Below are 22,625 nucleotides of genomic sequence, written 5' to 3'. Positions count from 1 at the left end.
AGATCGCCGTCCTGATGTTCATCGCCCACCGCGCGACCGAGCGCCGGGTGTTGGCACGGATCGCCGAGGAAGGGGCCGACGACATCACTCCGGCGCAGTCCCGGGTGCTACAGCGGCTGGCACCCGAACCCATGCGGCTGACCGATCTCGCCGAGCAGGCGGGTGTCACCAAGCAGACCGCGGGCGGCATCGTCGACCAACTCGAGGCGGCGGGCTACCTGACCCGGGTGCCGGACCCGTCCGACCGTCGCGCCCGGCTGGTGACGCTGAGTGAGCGGGGCGTTCACCTGTGCGAGGTCGCCGCGCGAGAGGTCGAGGCGCAGCAGCAGGAGTGGCGCGAGCATCTCGGCGACGCCCAGTTCGCCGCCCTGGAAAAGGCATTGCGGTCGTTACGCGACGTCACCGATCCATATCGATGATCTCGGCGTCCTCGTCGGTGCCGATGTCGTCGCGGTCGGCCCAGTCGATGAGGGTGTCGAGTCGGTGCGCGACGTCGTCGATCTCCGCGTGCAGGTCTCCGAGTTCGGCGAACCGGGCCGGCACGGTGGCGATGGTGAAATCGTCGGGTTCGATGTCGTCGATCTCGGCCCAGGTGATCGGCGTCGACACGGTGGCCCGCTCGTTGCCGCGCACGGAGTAGGCCGACGCCATGGTGTGGTCGCGGGTGTTCTGGTTGTAGTCGACGAAGACCGCCGCCGGGTCGCGGTCCTTGCGCCACCAGGTCGTCGTCACGTCGTCGGGCGCCCGACGTTCGACCTCCCGAGCGAACGCGAGAGCCGCACGCCGGACCTGTGGGAAGCCCCACTCCGGCGCGATGCGGACGTAGATGTGCAGCCCGCGACCGCCCGAGGTCTTGGGGAACCCGCGCATACCCAGTTCGTCGAGAACCTCTTCGACGACGTGCGCCACCCGCCGGATCCGGGGGAACGTGCAGTCGGGCATCGGGTCGAGGTCGATACGCCACTCGTCGGGCGACTCGGGGTCGTCGCGCCGTGAGTTCCAGGGGTGGAACTCGACGGTCGACATCTGCACCGCCCAGATCACCGATGCCAGTTCGGTGACACACAGTTCGTCGGCGGTGCGGCCGTACCGCGGGAAGTAGATCTCGGTGGTCTCCAGCCAGTCCGGCGCGCCGGCGGGGACGCGCTTCTGGTGGACCTTGTTGCCGCTGACGCCCTTGGGGAACCGGTGCAGCATGCACGGACGGTCGCGCAGCGCACGGACGATCCCGTCGCCGACGGACAGGTAGTACTCGGCGAGATGGAGCTTGGTCTCACCGCGCTCGGGAAAGTAGACGCGGTCGGGACTCGACAGCCGGACGGTGCGGTCGCCGACCTCGAGTTCGATGGGATCACCTGCGGAACCCGACGTTTTCGCCATGACCGCCACTGTATGGCTCCGATGCCGGCGAGCGGCGGACTCCGGGCCGCGTCGTGCGTGCCGGGTCGTCGGCCTGGGTCGCCGGGCTGGGGCACCGACCGGACTTACCTACCGGTAGCCTTCGACCATGCCTGAGTTCGTGACCCTCGAGTGCTCCGACGCTCATCCGGGGGTCGGCACCATCCTGCTGCACCGGCCTCCGATGAACGCGTTGAGCCGGCAGGTGCAGGCCGAACTGGCCGCCGCGGCCGAGGAGGCCACGGTGCGCGCCGACATCAAGGCCGTCGTCGTCTACGGCGGCCCGAAGATCCTGGCGGCCGGCGCGGACGTCAAGGAGATGCGGGACGTCGGCTACGCCGAGATGAGCCGGGTGGCGGGTCGCCTGCAGAGCGATCTCGGCGCGATCGCCGCCATCCCGAAGCCGACCGTCGCGGCCATCACCGGGTACGCGCTCGGCGGTGGCCTCGAAGTCGCGTTGGGTGCCGACCGACGGATCGCGGGCGACAACGCGAAGCTCGGGCTGCCCGAGGTCCTGCTCGGTCTCATCCCCGGCGGCGGCGGCACGCAGCGGCTGGCACGCCTCATCGGGCCGTCGAAGGCCAAGGACCTGATGTTCACCGGCCGCTTCGTCGACGCCGCGGAGGCGCTGGCGATCGGACTCGTCGACGAGGTCGTCGCGCCGGACGAGGTCTACAACGCCGCGCTCGCCTGGGCCGGACAGTTCGACGGCGCCGCCTCGGTGGCGCTCGCCGCGATCAAGAAGGCCGTCGACCAGGGCCTCGGCGTCGACCTCGACACCGGGCTCAAGATCGAGGAGCAGCTGTTCGCCCCGCTGTTCGCGACCGAGGACCGCGCCATCGGTCTGACTTCGTTCCTCGAGAACGGCCCCGGGAAGGCGGAATTCGTCGGCCGCTGAGCCGTCGTCGCCGCGTACCCCTCGACCACAGCACCCCATCACCACGCACACAGGAAGCGATCATGACCACCGACGCCACACCGGGCACCGATCCCGCTCCCAATCCGCACGCCACCGAGGAACAGGTCAAGGCTGCCCTCATTGACACCAAACTCGCCCAGGTGCTCTACCACGACTGGGAGGCCGAGACCTACGACGAGAAGTGGTCGATCAGCTTCGACGAACGCTGCATCGACTACGCGCGTGGCCGTTTCGACGCCGCGGCCACCGAGGAGCCCCTGCCGTACGGCCGCGCGATGGAACTCGGTTGTGGCACCGGGTTCTTCCTGCTGAACCTGATGCAGTCGGGTGTTGCGTCGAAGGGGTCGGTCACCGACCTCTCGCCGGGCATGGTCAAGGTCGCCCTGCGCAACGCGGAGAACCTCGGTCTCGATGTCGACGGCCGGGTCGCCGACGCGGAGAAGATCCCGTACGACGACGACACCTTCGACCTCGTCGTCGGACATGCTGTGCTGCACCACATTCCCGATGTCGAGCAGGCGCTGCGCGAGGTGCTGCGGGTACTCAAGCCGGGCGGACGCTTCATCTTCGCGGGTGAGCCGTCGACGATCGGTGACTTCTACGCGCGCTGGATGAGTCGGGCGACGTGGTTCGCCACGACCAATGTCACGAAGCTCGGTCCGCTGCAGGGATGGCGGCGCCCGCAGGAGGAACTCGACGAGTCCTCGCGTGCGGCCGCGCTCGAGGCCGTCGTCGACATCCACACGTTCGATCCCGACGAGCTCGCCGGGATCGCCCGCGCTGCCGGCGCGCAGAAGGTGTCCACCGCCACCGAGGAACTGGCCGCCGCGATGCTCGGCTGGCCGGTCCGCACCTTCGAGGCCGCGGTCCCGCCGGAGAAGCTGGGGTGGGGCTGGGCCCGCTTTGCCTTCGGCGGATGGAAGCGCCTCACCTGGCTCGACGAGAACGTGCTGCGGAAGGTCGTGCCGCCGAAGTTCTTCTACAACGTCGTGGTGACGGGGACGAAGCCGCAGTAGGCGGTTCCGCCGTCAGGCCATGGGCTACTCCTTCGATCTCGACGACGTCGCGTTCCTGCGGTCGCGGCACGGCGAGAAGGCGCTCGACACGGTGTCCCGCCTCGAGTTCACCCCGTCGACGATGCTGGCCGACATCACCGAGGTACGCAGCCGATACGCGCCCCACGACGCCGCGCTGATCGAGACGGTGCAGTGTCGTAGGCGCGCCCGCCCGAAGCTGCGCGATGCCGAGGCGCTCCTGCTCACCGACGACGCCCTGCAGCAGGCGACCGCGTCGGTGGTCGCCGCGCACCGTGCGGCCGAAATCGCGGCGCGGTTTCCGGAATCGGTGGTGCACGACCTGACCTGTTCGATCGGGGCGGAGCTACGGGAGCTGGTGCGCGCCAACGGTATCTCGGGTGTCATCGGCAGCGACATCGACCGGGTCCGGCTCGCGATGGCGCGTTCCAACGTGCCGGAGGCGACGCTGCTGGTCGCGGACGCGCTCACCCCGACCTCGACCGCAGACGTGCTCCTCGCCGATCCCGCGCGGCGATCGGATGCGGGCCGCATCTTCCGGCTCGATCAGCTGACCCCACCGCTCTTCGAGCTGCTGACGACCTATCCCGGTCGCACGCTCATCGTGAAATGCGCTCCCGGACTGGACCATCAGATGCTGCGAAACCGCTATGGCTTCGACGGCGAGGTTCAGGTCACCTCACTCGACGGCGGCGTGCGCGAGGCGTGCCTGTGGACGGGCCCAGGTGTGGAGCCCGGCCGGCGGGCCACCGTGCTCCGCACCCGCGCCGACGGAACCATCGCCGAGGTCGAGGTCACCGACCGCGAAGACGACGACGTGCCGGCCGGTGAGGCGGGGGAGTGGATCGTCGACCCGGACGGGGCGATCGTGCGCGCCGCGCTGGTCAAGCACTACGCCCACCGGTCCGGGCTCTGGCAACTCGATCCGCAGATCGCCTATCTCACGGGTGATTCCGTCCCCGACGGCGCCCGCGGATTCCGGGTGATCGAGCGGACGGGGGTGACCGAGAAGGCGCTCCGGAAGGCGCTCTCGGCGCTCGACTGCGGCCCCCTCGAGATCCTCGTCCGCGGACTCGACGTCGACCCCGACCGGCTGCGGAAGAAGCTCAAGCTCAAGGGCTCCCGGCCGTTGTCGGTGGTGCTGACCCGGATCGGGCGCAAGGGTGTCGCGTTCATCTGTGAGCCGGGTGTCCGGTTCTGAAACGAACCCGACCACGCAGAGTGCGGGATCTGTATCGGTTTCCAGTACGAATCCCGCACTCTCCGAACACCTACTCGAGATCGGCCTTGCTGTCGAAGAAGTACACCTCGCCGAGATTGGTCGCGGTCGCGATCTGTCCGGCGTAGGACACCGAGACGCCGGTCGCGAAACCGCGCGAATTCGGCAGCGGCAGAGTCCGTTTCGTCGCGCCGTCGGTCGTGGACACCTCGACCAGGGACAGGGAGTCCTTGCCGGGATCGCGGGCGACCGTCCACGCGGTCTGCTGCTGGGTCAGCGTGGACAGGCTCACCGTCGCCAGATCGGTGCGCTGCCAGACCTGTTCGGCGCGATCGCCCCGATCACGCAGCAGGGTCAGCGGGGCGCCGAGCGAACCGGTCGGGATGATCAGACCGTCCGGGGAGACGGTCATCGTCGCGAATCCGTGGCCGCCGATGTCGTAGGTCCACCGCGTCGATCCGTCCTCGGCGTTCAGGGCGACGATCTTGCCGTCGCGCGAGAACGCATAGACGGTCGCGCCGTCGGCCGAGAGCGTCGGGGTCCCGATGACGCCGCTGGGGACGTCGGCCTGCCACGCGGTCCGGACTTCGCGGTTCCCGGCAACGGCGCCGTACTTCATCGCGCGGATCTGCGACGTCGCTGCGCCCTGGGGAAAGAAGTTGAGGAAGAAGCGTTCTCGTTCGGTGTCGACGGCAGCGGGGGCGGGGATCGCGCACTGCGGCCCGTTGCTCACGCAGTCGCCGAAGCCGCGGAGCGGTTGCGCGGGGTCGGCGTCGTCGCGCAGTCTCACCTCAGGCGCGAGGAGTTCGTTGCGCTGGGTGTCGATCAGCAGGATCTGACCCTGTGTGGTGGCGACCAGCACCTCGTTCGGGGCCGCGAACTTCGCCGACAGCGGTACCCCGATCACGCCGGCCCGCCAGCGGATGGCGCCGCCGGCATTGAAGGCGAGGAAGGTCGTCTCCTCGCCGAGATAGGGCTGGTCGTACTGATCGACGAGCATCGCGTTGATCTCGACACCGGCCCGCATGTCCTTGCAGAAGTTCTTGCGTCCGGAGCGGCTGTCGAGCACGAGCACGTTGCATCCCTGCGCCGCATTCGACGTCACGCCCACGTTCCCCTTGCCGGAGATCGTCACCGGCGCGGTGACCGGGCCGCCGGTCGGCCGTGTCCAGCTCAGCGTGAGGTCCTCCGGCACATCGGCATACGCGAAGTTGGCGTTGCCCGGGACACCCCCGTAGCTGGGCCATCCGACGCTCGGTACGGAGCGGACGTCGATGTGACCGTCCGAGCAGGCGGCGAGCGCCATCGAGCACACGGCCGTCAGCGCGACGAGCAGGCGGGTCAGCGCGGATCGGCGGCGTCGAGACACCTGCGGTCGTGCCAAAGCCATCCTGCTCCTCGTCGTCGTGCCCTGTTCTGCGTCGTGTGCAGGCGCCGGGCATGCCATCGAACGGCACCCTCCGCGCCAGCAGTGAGCCTATCGTGCGCGAAAATCGCGTCGATTAGGGTTTCTGGTCATGACCACCATGTGGAATGCGTCGTACCGGTCCCGCCGGCGCGCGGGCCGACGCCGCGACCCCGACCAGGCGCGTTTTCTCACGCTGGACTCGCTGCGATGGATCAGACGCAACCGGGCGTACACACCGTGGTACCTCGTGCGCTACTACCGCCTGGCGCGGTTCCGCCTGGCCAATCCGCACATCGTGCTGCGGGGCATGGTGTTCCTCGGGCGCAACGTCGAGATCCACGCGACGCCGGAACTCGCGCGCATGGAGATCGGTCGCTGGGTCCACATCGGCGACGGCAACTCCATCCGCTGCCACGAGGGCAGCCTCCGCATCGGCGACAAGACCGTCTTCGGCTGCAACAACGTGGTGAACTCCTACCTCGACCTCGAGATCGGCGGTTCCACCCTCATCGCCGACTGGTGCTACATCTGCGACTTCGACCACAAGATGGACGACATCACGCTGCCGATCAAAGACCAGGGCATCGTGAAGGGCCCGGTGCGCATCGGGCCGGACACGTGGGTCGCGGCCAAGGTGTCGGTGCTGCGCAACACCATCGTCGGGCGAGGATGCGTGCTGGGCTCGCACGCGGTGGTCAAGGGCGTCATCCCCGACTACGCCATCGCGGTCGGCGCCCCCGCCCGGGTGGTCAAGAACCGGATGGACGACTGGGCCTCGAACGCCGCCGAACGCGCCGAACTCGAACGCGCCCTCGCCGACATCGAACGGAAGAAGGCCGCGGCCGAGCGGGAGTGACCCTTCGTGACGCCCTCCGCAGGCTCCGGGCTCCTCAGGGAGCAGGGGTGGAGGCGTTCCGAAGGCTCCGGGCTCCTCAGGGAGCAGGAGGTGGAGGCGTTCCGCAGGCTCCGGGCTCCTCAGAGAGCAGGGGGTGGAGGCGTTCCGCAGGCTCCGGGCTCCTCAGGGAGCAGGGGCTATGCCTGCCCCGGGTCCCGTTCGGGCAGCGGGCGTTCCGGGATGTCGGGCCGTCCGATCGCGTGCCGGACTCGACGCTTCGCGGCGAGGTGCACGCTCGCGGTGCGCTCGGCGACCTCGGCCCAGGAGAACTCCGCGGTGAGCCGCGCCCGGGCCCGCAGTGCTCGCTGCGCGGCCGCGCCCGGATCGGACAGCGTGGCCCGGACCGCCGCGGCCAGTCCGGCGACATCCGCGGGCTCGAACGTCAGCCCGGTGCCCGGCTCGCGAACCGCCTCACCCAGACCCCCGGCCGTGGACACGATCAAGGGCACGCCGGTCGCCGCCGCCTCCAGCGCCACGATCCCGAACGGCTCGTATCGACTCGGTAGCACGATGGCGTCGCAGCGGTGCATCAGCGTCACCAGCTCGGTGTGGTCGACCGGGCCGACGAACCGCACCGCCTTGCCGACCCGATGCTTGCGCGCCTGCTCCATCAGCCAGTCCCGCTGGGTGCCGTCACCGGCGATCGTCAGCGTCGTACCCGGATGGCTGCGGCGGATCCGGGGGAGCGCCGCGAGCAGATCCTGCACGCCCTTCTCGTATTCGAGCCGACCGGCGAACAGCAGCTCGGCCGGACCGCTCGTCCGAGCGCGTTCGGCGAACGGCCACGTACGGATGTCGATGCCGTTGTGGATCACCGTGATGTCGGTGGCGTCGTAGCCGAACAGTCGGTTCACCTCGTCGCGCATCGACGCCGAACACGTGATGAGAGCGTCGGATTCGGACACCAGCCACCACTCGACCGAATGCACCTGCCGGTTCGTCCGACCGCTCACCCAGCCGCTGTGCCGCCCGGCCTCCGTCGCGTGGATCGTGGAAACCAGTGGCACATCGAAGAATTCGGCCAGCGCGATGGCCGGGTGGGCGACCAGCCAATCATGCGCGTGCACGACCTCCGGCACCCATCGCGACCCGCTCGTTCCGCTCCCGGCGCCGCCGTGCAGAATCCGAAGTCCCGCCCGCACGAACGCATGCCCCATGGCCAGCGTCCAGGCCATCATGTCCTGCCCGAACTCGAACTCCGGCGGGTCCTCGGCGACGGCCAGAACCCGGACACCTTCGACGACGGTGTCCGTCGTCGGATGAGTCACCGCATCGGTCCCCGACGGACGCCGGGTCAGCACCACCACGTCGTGTCCGGCGGCGGCCATCTCGGTGGCGAGGTGATGGACATGCCGGCCGAGTCCGCCCACCACCACCGGCGGGTACTCCCACGACACGAACAACACCTTCATCGGATTCCCCCCTCGACGCCGACCCGGTCGGCGGTCAGAGCCGTGTGCAGCCGGCGCGCATCGAGTGCGGGAAAGAGATTGTCGGCACGCGCCCAGGCGGCGGCGAGCGTCTCGGCTGCGTCGTCGCGGCCCCGCATCGCCGCGTCGCTGATCTCGCGGGTGGCATGCGCATGCGTGTGAGCTCGCGACACAGCGTACTGCGCCGCGGTGTCCTTCGACACCATGAACGGCCAGTCCGAGGACACGGTCAGCAGCGCCTCGCGCACGATCTGATCGGCGACCCGGCTGCGTGCACTCCCGTGTTGCCGCAGCTTGGCGACCGCGTCGAGCGCCGTCTCGGTGACCTCGGCGTTCAGGTCGACCAGGTGCTGCACGGCCGGGCCGTTCCACACCCGCCAGTCCTTACCCGACCCCCACGACGACCTGGGGAGGTCGATGGGAGCGCCGACGAGCCCGGCCTGCGTTGCGCCCGCGAGTGTCCCGACGGTGACCCCGACCTCGGGCAGACGTCGCAGCACCCGTTCCAGCCAGACCGGGCCCTCATGCCACCAGTGCCCGAACAATTCGGTGTCGAACGCGGCGACCACCAGCGCAGGCCGGCCGATCCGCGCGGACTCGTCGACCAGACGCTGCCGCACATGCGCGACGAAGTCCTCGACGTGCCGGTCGACAACCGCGTCGACGCGAGCCGGGTCGTAGGGCTTCTTGTCCTGCCCGGACACGGTCCGGCCGGTGACCCGGAATCGCTTGAGCCCGGTCTCGTGGTCGTAGGTGTGGAAATCCCGATAGGCGCCATGACCCGGATAGCCCGACTTCGGCGACCAGACGCGATAGCTCACCGTCAGGTCACGTCCGTAGGCGACGACGGCGCTGTCGCCGACGGGGCGTCCCAGCGCGGTGTCGCCGTGCAAGGCGGGCCCGTCGACCATGAAGTGGCGCACGCCCGCGCGGTCGTACTCCGTTTCCATCCCCGGCGCGAAGGCGCACTCGGGTGCCCAGATCCCGGTCGGGTCGACACCCCACCGGGCATGGGCGTCCGCGAGCCCCTCGGTCAGCGAGAACCGGCGCAGTCGCGGGTCGAGCAGCGGTGCGAACGGGTGGGCCAGGGGGCCGCCCAGGATCTCGACGACACCGCTCGAGGCCAGTCCGCGGATCAGTGGCGACGCGCCGTGACGCCATCGGGAGGCAAAGGTGTCCAGCGCGCGCTGGGCGTCGAGGTACTCACGGCGGCCCGCCGCGGCTCGGTCGGCGTCGCGGGACATCGCCGCTTGCGTGGCCCGGAGCTGCCAGTCGGCGAGCCACTCGTACATCGACGACGTACAGTGCGGATCGTCGAGCTGCGCGGCCAGCACCGGCGTGATCCCGAGGGAGAGCTGGTCGGTGAAACCGTCGGCGGCCAGCCGCTCGAGCATGTCGAACAGCGGCAGGTACGACGCGGCCCACGACTGATACAGCCATTCCTCGCCGACCGGCCAACGTCCGTGATTGGCCAGCCACGGCAGATGCGAGTGCAGGACCAGCGTGAACTGGCCCGCGACGGGTTCGGTGCGGGTGGTCACCCTCAGCCCCGCAACGCGACGGCGAACAGGTCGAGCGAGGCATCGATGTCGTACACGCCGGAATCGACGACGTCGAAATCTGCGGCGACCACGCCGGCGACATCCGCGGCCAGCTCGTCCGGCCAGGGCACGCCGGCGAGCGCACGCTCGATCTGGGCGTCGATGAGCGAACCGCCCCATCTGGTGTCCAGGGCGCGAAGTCGCGGTCCGTGCACGACTCCCCACATCGCGTCGATCACGAAGCCGCCGTCGAGAAGCAGTTCGGTGAGTTCGGCCGCGTCGAGCTCACGGGTGTGGAACGGGTTGAGCGGTGTGTCGCGACCGGGGGAGAAGGTGATGCGGTTGGGCGTCGACATGACCAGGACCCCGCCCGGACGCAGCACGCGGTGGCATTCGGCGACGAATCGCGGCTGATCCCAGAGGTGTTCGATGACCTGGAAGTTGACCACGATGTCGACCGAGGCGTCGGCGAGGGGGAGGTCGACGAGGTTGCCCTGGTGGACGACGAGCTGGGGATAGCGGCGTCGGGTGTGTTCGACCGCGGCGGCGTCGTAGTCGACGCAGACCACCGACGACGCCCCGGCGTCGGCGATCATCGCGGCGCCGTACCCCTCACCGGAGCCGGCTTCGAGGACGTCGTGGCCCGCGCACCGGTCGGCGATGTGGCGGTAGGCGATCTCGTGGCGCCGGAACCAGTAGTTCTCGGCGGGAATCCCCGGGACCGTCCGCTCGCCGGTCAGCGCCAATTGCTGGTCGGTGTCGAGCGCCTCGAGACCAGTGGTTGCCGTCCCGCGCGACGATCCGAGGTCTGCGTCAGTCATCTGACAGAGAGTAGGGCATGCCCCGGGGACCGCCGGGGCCGTCGTACCGAGCGAGCGAACGGTAGCGTGCATTGTGTGAGGTAGTCGATGTTTAGTGGAAACATAGGAGACGCTAAAGTGGTGGGGACCCATGGCCTTACCCGCCGGTAAGTTGCCGAACCCGATGCAGGAGGTCGACGTAGACCCATGACAAACATTGTCGTACTGATCAAGCAGGTTCCCGACACATGGTCCGAGCGCAAGTTGTCCGACGACGACTACACCCTGGACCGTGAGGCCGCCGACGCCGTCCTGGACGAGATCAACGAGCGCGCCGTCGAGGAAGCGCTGAAGATCAAGGAGGCCGACGGCGGTGAGGTCACCATCCTGACGGCGGGTCCCGAGCGCGCCACCGACGCCATCCGCAAGGCCCTGTCCATGGGCGCCGACAAGGCGATCCACATCAAGGACGACCTCATGCACGGCTCAGACGCGGTCCAGACCGCCTACGTGCTGGCCCGGGCGCTCGGCACGGTCGAGGGTGTCGAGCTGGTCATCGCCGGCAACGAGGCCACCGACGGTCGCGTCGGCGCCATCCCGGCCATGATCGCCGAGTACCTCGAGCTCCCGCACCTGACCCACCTGCGCAAGCTGACCCTGGAGGGCGAGACCCTCAAGGGCGAGCGGGAGACCGACGACGGCATCTTCCACGTCGAGGCCAGCCTGCCGGCCATCGTCAGCGTGAACGAGAAGATCAACGAACCGCGCTTCCCCTCCTTCAAGGGCATCATGGCCGCCAAGAAGAAGGAGGTCACCGTCCTGACCCTCGCCGAGATCGACGTCGAGGCAAGCGATGTGGGCCTGGAGAACGCCGGCTCGGTCGTGACGGCGAACACCCCGAAGCCGCCGAAGACCGCGGGCGAGCGCGTCACCGACGAAGGCGACGGCGGCACCAAGGTCGCCGAGTACCTGGTCGGCCAGAAGATCATCTGACCTTCTCCACGCAGACCACCGGCGAACCCCCAGACATTCAGGAGAAAACCACCATGGCAGAAGTACTCGTTCTCGTGGAACAGGACGCCGAAGGCGCCCTGAAGAAGGTCACCAGCGAGCTCATCACCGCCGCCCGCGCACTCGGCACCCCGTCGGCGGTCGTCGTCGGCAAGCCCGGCTCGGCCGACGGCATCCTCGACGGACTCAAGGAGGCCGGCGCGGAGAAGATCTACGTCGCCGAGTCCGACGATGCGGGTAGCTACCTCATCACCCCGCAGGTCGACGTGCTGGCCTCGATCGCCGAGACCGCCTCGCCGGCCGGCATCCTCGTCGCGGCCACCGCCGACGGCAAGGAGATCGCCGGCCGCTTGGCCGTGCGCCTCGGCTCGGGCGTCCTCGCCGACATCGTCGACGTCAAGGAAGGCGGCGTGGGCATCCACTCCATCTTCGGTGGCGCCTACACCGTCGACGCCCAGGCCAAGGGTGAGGTCCCGGTCTTCTCGATCCGCCCCGGTGGCGTCGAGGCCGCTCCGCAGGCCGGCGCCGGCGAGCGTGTCGACGTCGAGGTCCCGGCTCAGGACGAGGGCGCGGTCAAGATCACCAAGGTCGAGCCGAACGTCGGCGGCGATCGTCCCGAACTGACCGAGGCGTCGATCGTCGTCTCGGGTGGTCGCGGTGTCGGCAGCGCCGAGAAGTTCTCCGTCGTCGAAGAACTCGCCGACGTGCTCGGTGCCGCCGTGGGCGCTTCGCGCGCGGCCGTCGACTCCGGTTACTACCCCGGTCAGTTCCAGGTCGGTCAGACCGGTAAGACCGTGTCGCCGCAGCTGTACGTCGCACTGGGCATCTCGGGCGCCATCCAGCACCGCGCCGGCATGCAGACCTCGAAGACGATCGTGGCCGTCAACAAGGACGAAGAGGCCCCGATCTTCGAGATCGCCGACTACGGCGTCGTCGGCGATCTGTTCAACGTCGCGCCGCAGCTGACCGAAGAGGTCAAGAAGCGCAAGTGATCATGAGCTGATCAACTGCAGAACCCGGTGACCCCCGACTCCCCGTCGGGGGTCACCGTGCGTTCGGGGGTCGTTCACCCGCAGGTGGCCGTGGCGAGGCCTGTTCATCCGGTGGCGGCCCGAGTTCATCGAACCCGCACCGACACGACACGCTGCGGTGGTCCTGCCGATGCCCGGTCTCGTTTCCATTCGAGTCATGAACGCCATGCAGTCGCCAGTCCGCACCAGCCATGTCGCGCGCGCTCGGTTCTCGCGGGCCGTGCCGACGACCCTGCTCACCGCGGGGCCCATCCGGGTCCTCGTGTCCGACGATCCCGCCGACATCGTCGCCGCCCAGGAACTGCGGTATCGCGTCTTCGCCGACGAACCCGGCTTCTCCAACCGCATCGGTGACGCGGTCACCGGACGGGATGCCGACCGGTTCGACGCCTTCTGCGAGCACCTCATCGTCCGCCACGCCGACGACGGGGTCGTCGGGTGTGCGCGCCTGCTCTCCCCGGCGCGGGCGATCGCCGCCGGCGGCTGGTACTCGGCCACCGAGTTCGACCTCCGCGAGATGAACGACATCGTCTCCGCCACCGTCGAATTGGGTCGAGCGTGTGTCCACTCCGAGTACCGCGACGGGTCGGTGACCGCGCTGATGTGGGCGGCGCTGCTGCAGTACATGGACGACGCCGACCTGCGATACCTGATGGGTTGTGTGTCGGTGCCCCTGCACACGCCGGGTGAATGGCTGCCGGGTTCGTCGCTGCGCGCCCTGCGCGATCGTCTGCGCGACGACCACCAGGACCCCGAGCGCCGCGCCCACCCGCTGGCGCCGGCCCGCATCGGCGGACGCCTGCTCGACGACATCGTGCCGTCCGACACGGTCGCGATGCCGGCACTGATGCGTGGATACCTCCGCCTCGGCGCCCGCATCTGTGGCGAGCCGGCGGTCGACGACGTCTTCGACGTCGCGGACTTCCTGACCCTGCTCGACCGCGAAGGTGCCAACAAGCGATACCTCGACCGGCTGCGATCGAGTGCCCGACGGCTGGGTTCGGCCCGCACGGATGCCACGCCGGAGCCCGGGGGCGCGGCACGATGACCGCCCTGCTGGTCGGTCCGGTCGGACCTCGCTCCGAGCGTTTCCGACGCGAACACGCCGCCTGTCCGCCTGCCCGCCCGGCCGGCGCGCTCGCGCACCCGTGGTTCCCGATCAGCACCTGTGGTGACGGTTGCATCGGTGCACCGCGGGCCGGGCGGTTCGACGCGGTCACCGGCGCGACGATCGTCGCGTGGCGTCTGTGCCGACTCGTGGTGGTCGTGGTGTGGATCTTCTGGGCGGCGCTGACCACCGGGGCGGTGGCGCGGCTGCGTCGTCGTCCGCCGCGTCCCCTGCGTCGATCCGCGTCGGGTGCACTGCTGGCGGCCCTGGGTATCGCCGTCCGCGTCGAGGACCGGCGCTGTGGCCCGACCCGCGCCGGACTCGTGGTCGCCAATCACATCTCGTTCCTCGACGTCTTGGCGCTCGCGCTGATCAGCCCTGCTGACGTGGTGGCCAAATCCGATGTCGTCGGGATGCCGGTGGTGTCGTCCCTCGCGCGCCGGTTCGGCGTCATCGCCGTCGACCGCGGCACACTCCGCGGTCTGCCGGGGACGGTCGGCGACGTGGCCGGGCGGCTGCACTGCGACTCGTCGGTGATCGTGTTCCCCGAGGGCACCACGTACTGCGGCCGCTCGGCCGGTGCATTCCGACCTGCGTTCTTCCAGGCCGCGATCGATGCGGACGTGCCGGTCGTGCCGGTGAGGTTGCGTTTCGTCGGCAGCGACGGGACCACGGCGACGGCACCGAGTTTCATCGGCGCCGACACCCCGGCCGACACGCTGCGGCGGGTCATGCGGGCGCGTGGTCTCGTCGTGACGATGGTCATCCACCCGCCCGAGGAACCCGGCGCAGATCGTCGCGAGCTGGCGCGTCGGTGTGAGCGCGTCGTGGCGGGGCGGTTCCCGGCCGCGGAAAGTGACATCAACCGTTCCCTGATATAGGTTTTTCCGGTAGCCGTCCGCAGCTCTGCGGACGATCAACCGCGTACCTCCAGGAGGCCGACGATGACGTCCACTCAGACCCGAGAAGCCGCGCGCGCCAAGTTCTTCGAACTCCGGGACGTCGACGGCCGGGTCGACGACGCCGACCTCGACACCGTGTGGGCGGGACTGTCGCCGCTGCGGCCCGAGGAGATGCTCGGCGCATGGAAGGGCGGCGAGTTCACCACCGGGCACGCCATCAACGGCGCGCTCGCCAAGGCCAACTGGTTCGGCAAGACGTTCACCTCACGCAGCGACGTCCAACCGCTGGTGTGCCGCGACGAGAACGGCAACCTCTACTCCAACACCAAGCTCGGCAAGGGCGAGGCCAGCCTGTGGGCGATCGAGTTCCGCGGCGAGATCACCGCGTCGATGGTCTACGACGGTCAGCCGGTCATCGACCACTTCAAGCGCGTCGACGACACCACGGTGATGGGGATCATGAACGGCAAAGGCGGAGTCATCGACGGCCGTCACTTGTACTTCTACCTCGAGCGGGTCTGAGGCGGGCTGTCGTTCCGCGTCCGATCGCGGAATTTGTCGGCGACCTACGCGCGTTTATCCTTGCTAGCGATGCCCGTGCCAAGCCGACCGCCCGTGAAGGCGCCTGTCTACCTCGACCACGCCGCTTCGACGCAGATGCTGCCCGAAGCCGTCGAGGCGATGACGGCCGTCTTCGCGCAGCCGGGTAACGCCTCGTCGCTGCACGGATCCGGTCGCACCGCACGTCGTCGGCTCGAGGAGGCGCGCGAGGCCATCGCCGCGGCGGTCGGCGCCCGGCCCTCCGAGGTCGTCTTCACCGGCGGCGGCACCGAGGCCGACAACCTGGCGGTCAAGGGGATCTACTGGGCACAGCAGAACGCCGACCCCCGCCGTCGCCGGATCATCACCTCGGCGATCGAACATCACGCCGTCCTCGACCCCGCGCAGTGGCTGGCCGAGCAGGCCGGCGCCGAGCTCGTCCTGCTCCCGGTCGACGCCGACGGTGTCGTCTCGCCCGCCGACCTGCGCGCGGAGCTCGAGGAGCACGCTGCCGAGACCGCTCTCATCTCGCTGATGTGGGCCAACAACGAGGTCGGCACGATCCAGCCGATCGCCGAGCTCGCCGCGGTCGGGTCCGAATTCGGCGTCCCGGTGCATTCCGACGCGATCCAGGCCGTCGGCCATCTGCCGGTCGATTTCGCCGCGAGCGGCCTCTCGGCGCTCAGCCTGACCGCCCACAAGTTCGGCGGCCCGCAGGGCGTCGGGGCCCTGCTGCTCGGTCGGGACGTCGGATGCGTGCCGCTGCTGCACGGCGGCGGCCACGAACGCGACGTGCGCTCGGGAACGCAGGACGTCGCCGGTGCGGCCGGGATGGCCGCGGCACTGTCGTGGTGCGTCGAGCACCTCGACGAGAACACCGCGCACGTCCGCGCCCTGCAGACCCGGCTGACCGACGTCCTCCTCGGCGTCGACGGAACGGTGCGCAACGGTGCCGACGGCGATCGTCGCCTCCCGGGGAACGTGCACGTGTCGTTCGCCGGTTGCGAGGGTGACTCGCTGCTCATGCTTCTCGACGCCAAGGGCGTCGAGTGTTCCACCGGATCGGCCTGCACCGCCGGGGTCGCCCAGGCCAGCCATGTCCTCCTGGCGATGGGTCTGGACATGGCCGACGCGCGGTCGTCGCTGCGGTTCTCCCTCGGCCACACCACCACCGAGGCCGACATCGACGCGGTCGCCGCGGTCATCGACGAGGTCGTCGACCGGGCGCGGGCGGCCGGCCTGGTCTCGGTCCCCGGCGGAAGGATCTCCTGATGCGCGTACTGGCAGCGATGAGCGGCGGCGTCGACTCGGCGGTCGCCGCGGCCCGGGCGGTCGAGGCCGGTCACGAGGTGGTCGGAGTTCATCTGGCATTGTCGACGGCTCCGGGTGCGCTGCGCACCGGCTCGCGTGGATGCTGCTCGCGCGAGGACGCCTCCGACGCCCGCCGGGCCGCCGATGTCCTCGGAATCCCGTTCTACGTCTGGGATTTCGCCGACCGGTTCAAGGACGATGTGATCGACGAGTTCGTCGAGGCCTACGCGGCCGGACGCACCCCGAACCCGTGCCTTACATGCAACGAGAAGATCAAGTTCGCGGCCCTCGCCGACAAGGCGATGGCGCTCGGCTTCGACGCGCTGGCCACCGGTCACTACGCGCAGCTGACCGACGGCGAGTTACGACGAGCGGTCGACGCCGACAAGGACCAGTCGTATGTGCTGGCCGTGCTGACGCGTGATCAGTTGTCGCGGGCGATGTTCCCGATCGGTGACACCCCGAAGTCCGAGATCCGGGCCGAGGCGGCCCGGCGCGGCCTGGCCGTCGCGGACAAGCCGGACTCCCACGACATCTGCTTCATCCCGAGCGGAGACACCCGCGCGTTCCTCGGAGCCCGCATCGGTGTCCGGCCGGGCGCGATCGTGGACGCGACGTCGGGCGAGCGCCTCGCCGAGCACGACGGGGTCCACGGCTTCACCATCGGGCAGCGCAAGGGCCTGGGGGTCGAGGCGCCGGCCGCCGACGGCAAGCCCCGCTATGTCACCGAGATCGACCCGGATTCGGGAACGGTGACGGTCGGGACGGCAGCCGATCTGCAGGTCTGGGGCATCACCGCGACGCGTGCGGTGTGGACCTCCGGGGTCACTCCGGACGAGCCCTTCGACGCGATGGTGCAGGTCCGAGCCCACGGCGGGCTCGCGCCGGTGCGCGCGACCGCCACCACGATCGACGGTGAACCCGGTATCGACATCGCGCTGCAGGAGCCGCTCACCGGCGTCGCCCGCGGTCAGGCCGCGGTGCTGTACCTGCCCGATGCCCGACGCGGCGACCAGGTCGTCGGGTGCGGACGCATCGCCACCACCTCGTCGCAGCCGACCGTCGTCGCGTCTCGGTGACCGGAGCGGCACTGCCCACCGGAGTGGGCACCGGCGTGGGGTCGATGCCCGGCACCGACGCACGTGCCGCCGCCGCGGTGGTGAACGGCGAACTCGATCTCGCCCACCTCGTCGAACTGCCCGCGCGAGGTATCGGTGCGGATCTGATCGGCCGGATGGCGGCGATCCTCGTCGACCTGCCGATGGACACCGCGACATGGGGTTACCGGCTGGCGCAACGCCACTCCCGTCTGGCCCGACGCGCCGCGGACCTGCTTGCCGAGGACCTCGACGTCGTCGAGGAGCTGTGGGAGACAGCGGGTTTCATCGGTACCGGCCGCGCCTTCAAGGTGCAGGTGGCCGGTCCGTTCACCACCTCGGCATCTGTCGAGCTGACGAACGGGCAACGAGTCCTGAAAGACCACGGTGCCGTCCGCGACATCGTCGAGTCGACGGCGGAGGGTGTGCGCGAGCACGTCGCCGAGGTGGAACGCCGGCTCGGTGCGCGCGTGGTGGTCCAGCTCGACGAGCCGATGGTCGGCCAGGTCATCGACGGCACGGTGAAGCCGCTGACCCGCTTCGACCCCATCCGGGCGATACCGGCGGTCGAGGTGGCTCGCGCACTCACCGAACTCGTCGACCACGTCGGCGTCCCGGTGGTCTTGCACGATTGCGGCACACCGCGGTGGGATCTCCTCGAACATCTTCCCGGGGTTGCGTATTCGATCGACATCACCACACCGTCGGCGACCGATCTCGACGGGATCGGGATGCTCGTCGACCGCGGCGGCGTCCTGCTCGCGGGTCGTGTGCCGTCGACCGCACCCGATCGTCCGCTGGCCGCCGAACACGTGGCGACCGAACTCGCCGCGTTGACCGACCGCATCGGACTGGACCGCAAAGTGTTGTCGGACAACGTGATCGTGACGCCGACCTGTGGTCTGGCCGGCGCGTCGGCGAAGTGGGCCAAGACGGCCTTGGCGATCACCGCGGAGGCCGGTCAGCTGCTCGGCAGCGATCCCTCCGCGCTCTGAAAACCCCTGCGGGTCCGACGTCGTAGACCTATTCTCGTCGGTATGCCGCACCCGATCATGTTCGACGACGCGGATCCCTATCTGGGCCGCATACGGGAGATCGCGCTCGCGCTGCCCGACGCAACCGAGGTCGTCGCGCACGGTCGCCCGACCTTTCGCTGCGGCAAGATGTTCGGCAACTACGGCGGTGGCGTCAAGGGCAGCAAGGTGCGCCATGATCAATCGATCCTGGTCCTCGCCGACGACTCCGAACGGCCCGCGCTGCTGGACGATCCGCGGTTCTTCCTGCCCGCCTACCTCGGCCCGGCCGGCTGGGTGGGGCTGATCCTCGACGACGAGACCGACTGGGACGAGGTCGCCGAACTCCTCGACACGAGTTACCGCCAGATCGCACCGAAGCGGTCGGTGGCCAAGCTCGGTCCGTTGTGATCGTCGACGCGGAAACTCCCGCGGCCCCGTCTCCGTCCCGCTGATCGGATCCGATCAGCGGGAGGGAAGCAGTACCGCGCGAACGAGGCATCGGTTGACGAGCTGGGTCTGTCCCACCACTCCGATACCCTCGGAACGTGGCAGATACAACGGAGTCGGGTCAGCCGGTCACCGAGCAGTCGGGGCCGGAGGCGGACCTGCGTGAGGAGTGGACCGCTCTCGCCGAGGAGATCCGCGAGCACCAGTTCCGCTACTACGTGAAGGACGCGCCGGTCATCACCGACGGCGAGTTCGATCTGCTCCTCCGACGCCTGCAGGCGCTCGAGGGCGCGCATCCCGAACTCGCGGCCGCCGACTCACCCACCAAGCTCGTCGGGGGCGGCTTCTCCACGGCGTTCTCCGCAGTGGACCACCTCGAGCGAATGATGTCGCTGGACAACGTCTTCGACCACGACGAGATGCGCGCCTGGGTCGACCGCGTGGTCGCCGACGCCGGCGCCCGGGCCGACTTCCTCTGCGAGCTCAAGATCGACGGCGTGGCCCTGGCGCTGGTCTACCGGAACGGGGTTCTCGAGCGAGGTGTCACCCGTGGCGACGGACGCACCGGGGAGGACGTCTCACTGAACGCGCGCACCATCGATGACATCCCGATGCGCCTGACCGAGTCCGCGGAGTACCCGATTCCCGAGGTCCTCGAGGTGCGTGGCGAGGTCTTCTTCCGGGTGGAGGACTTCGAGGCGCTCAACGCCTCGCTCGTGGCGGAGGGCAAGCCGCCGTTCGCGAATCCGCGCAACTCGGCCGCCGGCTCGCTGCGGCAGAAGAATCCGCAGGTCACGGCCCGTCGCAAGCTGCGGATGATCTGTCACGGGATCGGGCACACGGAGGGCTGGCGACCGGAGTCGTTGCACGACGCCTACCTGGCGCTCGGGGCCTGGGGTCTGCCGGTGTCGACCCACACCACCAAGGTGTCCGGCGCCGACGAGATCATCGACAAGATCGCCTACTGGGGCGAGCACCGTCACGACGTCGAGCACGAGATCGACGGCATCGTGGTCAAGGTCGACGACGTCACCGTGCAGCGCCGCCTCGGTTCCACCTCGCGGGCGCCGCGGTGGGCGATCGCCTACAAGTACCCGCCCGAGGAGGCCACCACCAAGCTCTCCGACATCCAGGTCAACGTCGGACGCACGGGCCGGGTCACACCCTTCGCAGTTCTCGAACCCGTGCTCGTCGCCGGGTCCACGGTCTCGCGTGCGACCCTGCACAACGGTTCGGAGGTCAAGCGCAAGGGTGTGCTGATCGGTGACACCGTCACGATCCGCAAGGCGGGGGACGTGATCCCCGAAGTCCTCGGGCCGGTCGTCGATCTCCGCGACGGCACCGAGGTGGAGTTCGAGATGCCCGAACTGTGCCCGGCCTGCGAGACGCCGCTGCGGCCGGAGAAGGAGAGCGACGCCGACCTCCGCTGTCCGAACCAGGAGAGTTGTCCGGCTCAGTTGCGCGAGCGGCTCTTCCACCTGGCCGGACGGGGTTCTTTCGACATCGAGGCGCTCGGCTACGAGGCCGCGTCGGCCCTGCTGTCGGCGGGGGTGCTCACCAACGAGGGTGACCTCTTCTCGCTGACGGCCGAGGACCTGGTCCGCACGGATCTGTTCACCACCAAGGCGGGGGCGCTCTCGGCCAACGGCAAGCGGTTGCTGGCGAACCTCGACAAAGCCAAGGACGTGGCGCTGTGGCGCGTGCTGGTCGGGCTGTCGATCCGCCATGTCGGGCCCACCGCCGCCCGCGCCCTCGCCACCGAATTCGGTTCCCTCGAGGCCATCGAGGCCGCCGACATCGACCAGCTCGCCGGCGTCGAGGGGTTGGGAATGACCCTCGCCCAGTCGATCCACGACTGGTTCACCGTCGACTGGCATCGAGACATCGTCGAGAAGTGGCGCGCCGCAGGCGTTTCCATGGAAGACGAGCGCGACGAGTCGATCCCGCGGACCCTCGAGGGCAAGACGATCGTCGTGACGGGTTCGCTGGTGGACTTCTCCCGTGACGGGGCCAAGGAGGCGATCCTGCAACGCGGCGGCAAGGCGTCGGGTTCGGTGTCGAAGAAGACCGACTACGTGGTGGTGGGGGATTCGCCGGGCACCAAGGCCGACAAGGCCGAACAGCTCGGCGTGCCGGTGCTCGACGAGGACGCGTTCAAGAAGTTGCTGGAGACCGGCAGCCCCGAGTGACCGTCGATCAGTCCAGAGCGGACTCGAACGCGCGGAAGGCACGCTGGTCGAAAAGGACGAAACGGACCTCCTCGATCGAGGTCTCCGGCAGCGTGGCACGCACCGTGTCGACCGCCTTGCGGGCGCCGTCGTCCATCGGCCAGCCGTAGACGCCGGTCGAGATCGCCGGGAAGGCGATGGTGGTGGCACCGAGTTCGGTTGCGACGCGCAGTGACTCGCGGTAGCAGGAGACGAGCAGGGATGAGCGGTCCTCGTCGTAGGAGTGCACCGGTCCGACCGTGTGGATGACCCAACGTGCGTCGAGGTCTCCCGCCGTGGTGGCCACGGCCTCGCCGACAGGTAGTCCACGTTCGTAGGTGCCCGCCCGCAGCTCCTTGCACTCGGCGAGGATCGCCGGGCCGCCCCGCCGGTGGATCGCGCCGTCGACACCGCCGCCGCCCAGCAGTGTGGAGTTCGCGGCATTCACGATCGCGTCGACCGACTGTGTCGTGATGTCGCCCTGTATCAACGTGATGGACGTCATCAGACCATGATGCCTCCGGATCGACCGGCTGTGGCTAACTCTCGGCGCGCAGCACGGTACTGACGATCCCGGCGAGATAACCGAGTCGGGCGACCTCCGACGGCCGGAAGTCCGGTCCGCCGATGCGTCCGAGCAGGATCGCCCTCGACTCCGATCCCAGGGGAGCCGCCGCGAGACGGGTGTCCATGTCCTGCCAGGCACCGGGCACCCAGTCGCCGTCGGCGTCCAGCTCGACGGCTCTCTCGAGCGGTAGCCAGTCCGCCCTGGTCAGCGGGGTCTCCGGGGCGCCGGACGAGCCGAAGAGCTGCAGCACGCCGCCGCTGGCCGGTGTGACCACCATCGCCCAGGAGACGCGCAGGACGCGGGGCGCGTTGTCCACCAGGATCTGCAACCGGTCACGTCCGGCAGTGGCCACCTGATCGACCAACTCGAGTTCACGATGGGTGTCCAGCACGCCCGAGTAGGGGCGGATCGAGTCGACACGGACGCCGTTGACCTTCTCGGCCGCGGTGATCAGGCTGTCGGGCAGCGCCCCGGGCGCCACCTCGACGACGAGGTCGTCCACGGCGTAACCGTTGCCGCGCTCGACGACCTCGAGGGACAGGATGTCTGCGCCGACCGAGCCGAGCTGCACGGCGAGCACGCCGAGGCTGCCCGGCCGGTCTTCGAGATAGACCCGCAACAGGTAGGACACGTGCGACATTCTCGCACCCACGCGCGGGCGGCGCGCAGTGCACGGCTGCCAACCGGTGGCTGGGGGAAGCGGTCGTCGCGGGTTCCCATAGTCTGGAGACGTCGCCCAGACG

At 69.4% G+C, this 22,625-nt stretch carries 22 protein-coding genes; 15 read left to right on the top strand and 7 right to left on the bottom strand.

Going from position 1 to position 22,625, the window contains the following annotated elements; all coding sequences use genetic code 11:
* Positions 1–14: 14 nt before the first annotated feature.
* Positions 15–419 (top strand): MarR family winged helix-turn-helix transcriptional regulator, encoded by a 405-nt coding sequence (locus tag AS181_RS14035; RefSeq protein WP_058252199.1) that lies wholly within the window; start codon positions 15–17, stop codon positions 417–419.
* Here AS181_RS14035 and ligD read toward each other — a convergent pair.
* The gene (gene ligD, locus AS181_RS14030; protein ID WP_058252173.1) at positions 400–1,380 is read right to left on the bottom strand and encodes a non-homologous end-joining DNA ligase; all 981 of its coding nucleotides are present in this window, start codon (positions 1,378–1,380) and stop codon (positions 400–402) included. The two genes, AS181_RS14035 and ligD, sit on opposite strands and share 20 nt — an antisense overlap.
* A 127-nt stretch (positions 1,381–1,507) precedes the next feature.
* Here ligD and AS181_RS14025 point away from each other — a divergent pair, with 127 nt between their 5' ends.
* The 3 genes from AS181_RS14025 to AS181_RS14015 all read left to right on the top strand — a co-directional run bounded on the left by AS181_RS14025 (position 1,508) and on the right by AS181_RS14015 (position 4,552).
* Positions 1,508–2,296, top strand: a complete 789-nt coding sequence (locus AS181_RS14025; protein WP_058252172.1) for an enoyl-CoA hydratase/isomerase family protein — start codon at positions 1,508–1,510, stop codon at positions 2,294–2,296.
* A gap of 62 nt (positions 2,297–2,358) precedes the next feature.
* Positions 2,359–3,333: a class I SAM-dependent methyltransferase gene (locus AS181_RS14020; protein WP_058252171.1), complete on the top strand. Its 975-nt coding sequence runs from the start codon at positions 2,359–2,361 to the stop codon at positions 3,331–3,333.
* A gap of 19 nt (positions 3,334–3,352) precedes the next feature.
* On the top strand, positions 3,353–4,552 hold the full coding sequence (locus AS181_RS14015) for a class I SAM-dependent methyltransferase (protein ID WP_058252170.1): 1,200 nt from the start codon (positions 3,353–3,355) through the stop codon (positions 4,550–4,552).
* 70 nt (positions 4,553–4,622) lie between these two features.
* On the opposite strand, the gene AS181_RS14010 is transcribed toward AS181_RS14015, so the two are convergent.
* Positions 4,623–5,960, bottom strand: a complete 1,338-nt coding sequence (locus AS181_RS14010) for an outer membrane protein assembly factor BamB family protein (RefSeq protein ID WP_058252169.1) — start codon at positions 5,958–5,960, stop codon at positions 4,623–4,625.
* A 127-nt stretch (positions 5,961–6,087) separates the two neighbouring features.
* Here AS181_RS14010 and AS181_RS14005 point away from each other — a divergent pair, with 127 nt between their 5' ends.
* Positions 6,088–6,834 (top strand): acyltransferase, encoded by a 747-nt coding sequence (locus AS181_RS14005; RefSeq protein ID WP_058252168.1) that lies wholly within the window; start codon positions 6,088–6,090, stop codon positions 6,832–6,834.
* A 176-nt stretch (positions 6,835–7,010) separates the two neighbouring features.
* Here the strand turns inward: AS181_RS14005 and AS181_RS14000 are convergent, their stop codons facing one another.
* From AS181_RS14000 to AS181_RS13990, 3 genes are read right to left on the bottom strand one after another with little or no spacing between them, the layout of a single operon-like run.
* Positions 7,011–8,285 (bottom strand): glycosyltransferase family 4 protein, encoded by a 1,275-nt coding sequence (locus AS181_RS14000; protein WP_058252167.1) that lies wholly within the window; start codon positions 8,283–8,285, stop codon positions 7,011–7,013.
* Positions 8,282–9,844: a 1,4-alpha-glucan branching protein domain-containing protein gene (locus tag AS181_RS13995; protein WP_058252166.1), complete on the bottom strand. Its 1,563-nt coding sequence runs from the start codon at positions 9,842–9,844 to the stop codon at positions 8,282–8,284. Before AS181_RS13995 ends, AS181_RS14000 begins: the two co-directional genes overlap by 4 nt.
* Before the next feature lie 2 nt (positions 9,845–9,846).
* On the bottom strand, positions 9,847–10,665 hold the full coding sequence (locus AS181_RS13990) for a class I SAM-dependent methyltransferase (protein ID WP_058252165.1): 819 nt from the start codon (positions 10,663–10,665) through the stop codon (positions 9,847–9,849).
* A gap of 186 nt (positions 10,666–10,851) precedes the next feature.
* Here AS181_RS13990 and AS181_RS13985 point away from each other — a divergent pair, with 186 nt between their 5' ends.
* The 10 genes from AS181_RS13985 (at position 10,852) to ligA (ending at position 21,296) form a co-directional block, all read left to right on the top strand.
* Positions 10,852–11,637, top strand: a complete 786-nt coding sequence (locus tag AS181_RS13985; RefSeq protein WP_004019278.1) for an electron transfer flavoprotein subunit beta/FixA family protein — start codon at positions 10,852–10,854, stop codon at positions 11,635–11,637.
* A 53-nt stretch (positions 11,638–11,690) separates the two neighbouring features.
* Complete coding sequence (locus AS181_RS13980) at positions 11,691–12,647, top strand: electron transfer flavoprotein subunit alpha/FixB family protein (RefSeq protein ID WP_058252164.1); 957 nt, start codon at positions 11,691–11,693, stop codon at positions 12,645–12,647.
* A gap of 100 nt (positions 12,648–12,747) precedes the next feature.
* On the top strand, positions 12,748–13,734 hold the full coding sequence (locus AS181_RS13975; RefSeq protein WP_058252163.1) for a GNAT family N-acetyltransferase: 987 nt from the start codon (positions 12,748–12,750) through the stop codon (positions 13,732–13,734).
* Positions 13,731–14,675 carry a lysophospholipid acyltransferase family protein gene (locus AS181_RS13970; protein ID WP_058252162.1) on the top strand — a complete coding sequence of 315 codons (945 nt, stop codon included), beginning with the start codon at positions 13,731–13,733 and terminating at the stop codon, positions 14,673–14,675. Before AS181_RS13975 ends, AS181_RS13970 begins: the two co-directional genes overlap by 4 nt.
* 63 nt (positions 14,676–14,738) lie before the next feature.
* On the top strand, positions 14,739–15,218 hold the full coding sequence (locus AS181_RS13965; RefSeq protein ID WP_058252161.1) for a DUF4334 domain-containing protein: 480 nt from the start codon (positions 14,739–14,741) through the stop codon (positions 15,216–15,218).
* A 69-nt stretch (positions 15,219–15,287) separates the two neighbouring features.
* The gene (locus AS181_RS13960) at positions 15,288–16,508 is read left to right on the top strand and encodes a cysteine desulfurase family protein (RefSeq protein ID WP_175404333.1); all 1,221 of its coding nucleotides are present in this window, start codon (positions 15,288–15,290) and stop codon (positions 16,506–16,508) included.
* Positions 16,508–17,626 (top strand): tRNA 2-thiouridine(34) synthase MnmA, encoded by a 1,119-nt coding sequence (mnmA, locus tag AS181_RS13955; RefSeq protein WP_058252159.1) that lies wholly within the window; start codon positions 16,508–16,510, stop codon positions 17,624–17,626. The genes AS181_RS13960 and mnmA overlap by 1 nt, the downstream gene beginning before the upstream one ends.
* Positions 17,623–18,639 (top strand): vitamin-B12 independent methionine synthase, encoded by a 1,017-nt coding sequence (locus AS181_RS13950; RefSeq protein ID WP_058252198.1) that lies wholly within the window; start codon positions 17,623–17,625, stop codon positions 18,637–18,639. The genes mnmA and AS181_RS13950 overlap by 4 nt, the downstream gene beginning before the upstream one ends.
* A 42-nt stretch (positions 18,640–18,681) precedes the next feature.
* Positions 18,682–19,068: an MmcQ/YjbR family DNA-binding protein gene (locus tag AS181_RS13945; protein WP_058252158.1), complete on the top strand. Its 387-nt coding sequence runs from the start codon at positions 18,682–18,684 to the stop codon at positions 19,066–19,068.
* Between the two features lie 137 nt (positions 19,069–19,205).
* Positions 19,206–21,296 (top strand): NAD-dependent DNA ligase LigA, encoded by a 2,091-nt coding sequence (gene ligA / locus AS181_RS13940; RefSeq protein WP_058252157.1) that lies wholly within the window; start codon positions 19,206–19,208, stop codon positions 21,294–21,296.
* Positions 21,297–21,303: 7 nt separating this feature from the next.
* Here the strand turns inward: ligA and AS181_RS13935 are convergent, their stop codons facing one another.
* Both AS181_RS13935 and AS181_RS13930 read right to left on the bottom strand, forming a co-directional pair.
* Positions 21,304–21,819: an O-acetyl-ADP-ribose deacetylase gene (locus AS181_RS13935; RefSeq protein WP_058252156.1), complete on the bottom strand. Its 516-nt coding sequence runs from the start codon at positions 21,817–21,819 to the stop codon at positions 21,304–21,306.
* Positions 21,820–21,853: 34 nt separating this feature from the next.
* Positions 21,854–22,522 carry a hypothetical protein gene (locus tag AS181_RS13930; RefSeq protein ID WP_058252155.1) on the bottom strand — a complete coding sequence of 223 codons (669 nt, stop codon included), beginning with the start codon at positions 22,520–22,522 and terminating at the stop codon, positions 21,854–21,856.
* Positions 22,523–22,625: the final 103 nt, after the last annotated feature.

The sequence above is a fragment of the Gordonia sp. SGD-V-85 genome (assembly GCF_001456905.1).
Taxonomy (GTDB): Bacteria; Actinomycetota; Actinomycetes; order Mycobacteriales; family Mycobacteriaceae; genus Gordonia; species Gordonia hongkongensis.
This window is presented reverse-complemented; position numbering and strand designations above follow the sequence as displayed.